The sequence below is a fragment of the Micromonospora sp. NPDC049799 genome (assembly GCF_040656655.1).
Lineage (GTDB): Bacteria > Actinomycetota > Actinomycetes > Mycobacteriales > Micromonosporaceae > Micromonospora.
Window position 1 is genome coordinate 3,060 of record NZ_JBFAMU010000241.1, and the last position, 4,537, is coordinate 7,596.

At 72.9% G+C, this 4,537-nt stretch carries 5 protein-coding genes; 2 read left to right on the top strand and 3 right to left on the bottom strand.

Annotated elements, in window-relative coordinates:
* The first annotated feature begins 172 nt into the window (after nt 1–172).
* Nucleotides 173–394, top strand: a complete 222-nt coding sequence (locus AB0I76_RS18300) for a thioredoxin reductase (RefSeq protein WP_357036528.1) — start codon at nt 173–175, stop codon at nt 392–394.
* Complete coding sequence (locus AB0I76_RS18305) at nt 391–1,152, top strand: pirin family protein (protein WP_357036531.1); 762 nt, start codon at nt 391–393, stop codon at nt 1,150–1,152. The genes AB0I76_RS18300 and AB0I76_RS18305 overlap by 4 nt, the downstream gene beginning before the upstream one ends.
* Before the next feature lie 459 nt (nt 1,153–1,611).
* On the opposite strand, the gene gndA is transcribed toward AB0I76_RS18305, so the two are convergent.
* The 3 genes from gndA to AB0I76_RS18320 form a co-directional block, all read right to left on the bottom strand.
* Nucleotides 1,612–3,054 (bottom strand): NADP-dependent phosphogluconate dehydrogenase, encoded by a 1,443-nt coding sequence (gene gndA, locus AB0I76_RS18310; RefSeq protein ID WP_357036534.1) that lies wholly within the window; start codon nt 3,052–3,054, stop codon nt 1,612–1,614.
* Nucleotides 3,055–3,180: 126 nt separating this feature from the next.
* Nucleotides 3,181–3,981 (bottom strand): energy-coupling factor transporter transmembrane component T, encoded by an 801-nt coding sequence (locus AB0I76_RS18315; RefSeq protein ID WP_357036540.1) that lies wholly within the window; start codon nt 3,979–3,981, stop codon nt 3,181–3,183.
* Nucleotides 3,981–4,537 (bottom strand): ABC transporter ATP-binding protein (locus AB0I76_RS18320; protein WP_357036537.1); only part of this gene is annotated, 557 nt, incomplete at its 5' end. The genes AB0I76_RS18320 and AB0I76_RS18315, both read right to left, overlap by 1 nt.

Sequence of the window (4,537 nt, forward strand, 5' to 3'; positions counted from 1 at the left end):
GCGCACTTGCGGCGCCCGCCTATGCCCCCGGGCCGCCCCTTTTTCTGACCCGCCCCGCGGCGCCGCCGCCCCCCCCCCCCCCCGGGGGCGGCGTCGACGCACATCCGGGCTCCTGCCGGCCCGCCGGCACCTAGGATCGGGAGCCGGGACGTGTGACGGTGGGGGGTCGGGGATGCGGGACCTGCGGTACAAGATGATCATGGCGCTGAACGCGGCGGATCTGGGGGATCCGATCTGCGAGCAGGTCGCCGAGATCTGCGCCGAGATCGCCGAGCAGCACTGCCAGGAGTTCGGTCACACGCCGGCGCTGCGTTCCGGTGAGATCGCCGAGCTGGCCACCGGCGAACCGGCCCTGACCTGGGCGCCCACCGAGACCGGGCAGCGGGCGTGGTGAGCGCGCCGGCCCCGGCCGTCGACATCCGCCGGGCCGACCAGCGTTTCACCACGTCGATCTCCTGGCTCGACTCGAAGCACTCCTTCTCGTTCTCCCGGCACTACGACCCGGCGAACACCCACCACGGCCTGCTGCTGGTGAACAACGACGACGTGGTCCGGCCGGGCGCCGGCTTCGAGACCCACCCCCACCAGGACATGGAGATCGTCACCTGGGTGCTGCGCGGGTCCCTGGTGCACCAGGACTCCACCGGCCACTCCGGAGTGATCTACCCGGGGCTGGCGCAGCGGATGAGCGCCGGCACCGGCATCCTGCACTCGGAGAAGAACGACTCCTGGCGGATGGACGGGCGGGACCCGCACAGCGACCCGGTCCACTTCGTGCAGATGTGGGTCCTGCCCGACGCCGAGGGTGTCGACCCCGGCTACGAGCAGTTGGAGATCGAGGACCAGCTGCTCAGGGGCGGTCTGGTCCCGGTGGCGTCCGGGATGGAGCGGCACGCCACCGACTCGGCGATCCGCATCCGCAACCGGTACGCGACCCTGCACGCCGCCCGGCTCGGCCCCGGTGACGAGGTCACCCTCCCGGACGCGCCGTTCGTCCACCTGTACGTGCCGATCGGAGCGGTGACCATGGAGGGCAGCGGGGGCCTCGGCACCGGCGACGCGGCCCGGCTGACGATGACCGGTGGCCGCCGGGTCACCGCCACCGAGCCGGCCGAGATCCTGGTCTGGGAAATGCACGCCACGATCACCTGATCATTCCCCGGGCGGTCCCGCCCCGGGCCCCGCGCCGTCCTCCGCGATCTTGCACTTTCGGCCGCTGTTTCGTGGCTTTTGGCCCCAATTGTCCCGTCTTGAAGTGCAAGATCGCGAGGGGTGGCTGGGCGGGGACGGGTCGGGCGGGGACGCCGCACCCTCGTTGGTCACCGTTCGTAACAATGGCGACGAGCTCGACCGAGTCCGTCGCTGCCTTTGCTCTGCACCCCGATGTGCACCAGTTACTCGCTGCAGCCTGATCCGGTGCTCCACGCCGAGGAGCGGATGTAACTATCCCCAGTTCGGGGGTGTGGTGCGTCCTGGGGTGCAGAGCAAAGGCGGGAGAACGCGGCGTGGGGCGGAGGGCGGTTGTGACGCGTCGTAACGGTCGGCGACCGTCACGTCGAGTGAGCGCAGCCCGCAACGCCCACGCGCCGCTCGGCGGGCCGGTGGGGTGGGTCAGGCTTCGCTCTCCGAACGGTCGCCGGCCCAGAGGGTGTGGAAGGTGCCCTCGCGGTCGACCCGGTGGTACGTGTGCGCACCGAAGTTGTCCCGCAGCCCCTGGATCAGCGCCGCCGGCAGGCGCTCCGCGCGCAACGCGTCGAAGTACGCCAGCGACGAGGCGAACGCCGGCGCGGGCACCCCGGCGCGCGCGGCCTCGGCCACCACCCGCCGCCAGCTCGGCACGCCGTCGCGCACCGTGTCGGCGAACCAGGGCGCCACCAGCAGGGTCGGCAGCGCCGGCTTCTCGTCGTACGCCTGCCGGATGCGGTCCAGGAAACGCGCCCGGATGATGCAGCCGCCCCGCCAGATGGTGGCGGTCCCGCCGAGGTCGATGTCCCAGTCGTACTCCCGGCTGCCCGCGCGGATCTGGTCGAAGCCCTGCGCGTACGCGACGATCTTGCTGGCCAGCAGCGCGAGCCGCACGTCCTCGACGAAGGTTTCCCGGTCGCTCACCTGCCACTTCTCGCCCGCGTCCCCGAATGCGGCACGGGCCGCCTCGCGCTGGTCGGCGTGCCCGGACAGCGAGCGGGCGAAGGTCGCCTCGGCAATGCCGGTGATCGGGATGCCCAGGTCCAGGGCGCTCTGCACGGTCCAGCGACCGGTGCCCTTCTGCTCGGCCTGGTCGAGCACCACGTCCACGAACGCCCGCCCGGTGGACGCGTCGGTGTGCGCCAGGACGTCGGCGGTGATCTCGATGAGGAAGGACTCCAGCTCACCGGAGTTCCACTCGCGGAAGATCTCGGCGATCTCCGCCGGCTCCGCCGACAGGCCCACCCGCAGCAGGTCGTACGCCTCGGCGATGAGCTGCATGTCGGCGTACTCGATGCCGTTGTGCACCATCTTCACGAAGTGACCGGCGCCGTCCGGGCCGATGTGCCGGCAGCACGGGGTGCCGTCCACCTGCGCGGCGATCTTCTCGAAGATCGGGCCGAGCTTGCGGTACGACTCCGGGGAGCCGCCCGGCATGATGCTCGGCCCGAGCAGCGCGCCCTCCTCGCCGCCGGACACACCGGTGCCGACGAAGTGGAGCCCCTGGGCACGCAGCGCCTCCTCCCGGCGGCGGGTGTCGGCGAAGTGGGCGTTGCCGCAGTCCACGATGATGTCGCCGGAGTCGAGCAGCGGCACCAGTTCGTCGATGACCGCGTCGGTGGGGCCGCCCGCCTTCACCATCACGATGACCGCCCGAGGGCGCTCCAGCGCCGCGACGAAGTCCCTCATCGACTCGGCCGGCACGAACGTCCCCTCGTCGCCGTGCTCGGCGACCAGGCTGCGGGTCCGTTCCGGCGAGCGGTTGTGCACCGCCACGGTGAAGCCGTTGCGGGCGAGGTTGCGGGCCAGGTTCCGGCCCATCACCGCCAGCCCGGTCACGCCGATCTGCGCCGTCGCCTGCTCCGCCATGCGTCCCGCCACCTTCCGCCGTCGACACTCCTGCCGCTGCGACCGTATCGCGGTCCACGGCACACCGGGGCGGCGTCGTCACCAGGGGTCACCGCCGCGCCGCAGGCCGTCGTCGTCCGGCCCGGCTCAGCTGATCAGCGGACGGAAGGTGCCGAGGAGGACGCTGGCCGTGATGGCGGCGAGGGCCAGGGCCGTCGCGCCGGCGACCAGTGCGGCGTCGGCGGGGCCGAAACGTTGGCGTCGGGCCACCGTTCGCGGGGTTCCCGCGTCGAAGCCCCGGGCGTCCATCGCGACCGCCAGCCGGGTGCCCCGCCGGATCGCACCGACCAGCAGCGCGAACCCCGTCGAGGCGAAGAGCCGCAGCCGGGCCACCGGATTCCGCCCGGCGTCCACGCCCCGCGCCCGGCGCGCCATGGCGATCATCTGCCACTCGTGGCCGAGCAGCGGCACCAGCCGGAACGCGGCCAGCGCCCCGATGGCGAACCGGGCCGGTGCCTTCGCGTTCTGGACCAGCGCGTCGGCCAGGTCGGTCGGATCCGTGGTGGCGAACACGATCACCCCCGGCAACGCGACGGCGAACACCCGCAGCACCAGGCCGAGGGCGGTGAGCAGTACCCCGGAGGTCACCACCACCGGCCCGGCCTCGACCAGCACCCGACCGGAGCGATCGGCCGCGAAGAGCACCAGCGTCACCACGATCCCGGCGGCGCTGAGCAACAGGGGCCACGCCCGTCGGAGCAGCACCCGGGGGTGCACGCCGAACAGCGGCAGCACCGCCAGCTCCACGGCGATGGCGATCGCCGGGGCCACCGGGTCAAGGGTGGCGATGAGGACGATCGAGAAGACCAGAGCCGCCGCGAGCTTCGCGACCGGGTTGCGGCGGGCCAGCGGCGCGTCCGGCCGGGCGACCGGCTCGAAGCCCCCGATCACGGTCGCGTCCCGGGCCGCGCGTCGACCGGAGTGCGGTCCAGCAGGACCGTCCGGTCGGCCAGGGCGGCCACGAACTCCGCGTCGTGGGTGACGGTGACCAGGCCGTGTCCGGCGTCGCGGAGCTCGGCGAGGAGGTCGACCAGCTCCAGCCACGTCCGCCGGTCCTGGCCGAAGGTGGGTTCGTCGCAGACCAGCAGGCGGGGCGCGGTGGCCAGGGCCGTCGCCACGCTCAACCGCCGCGCCTCACCGCCGGAGAGGGTGTACGGGTTGGCGCCCGCGAGTTTCGTCAGCCGCAGCCGGTCCAACAGTCCGTCCACCGTGGCCCGTACCTCGGGATCGGGGCGGCCGGTGCGGCGGGGGCCCAGCGCCAGCTCGTCGAAGACGGTGCTCGTGACGAACTGGTGCTCCGGGTCCTGGAAGACCGAGCCGACCCGGCGGGCCAGCGCCGGAGCGCGCCACCGGTGCGGGGGAGTGCGGGCGTCGGCGCCGGCCAACTCGGCCGAGTACCTGGTGCGGAAACCCGACCCGACCCGATGCCGCCATTGAACCCGCA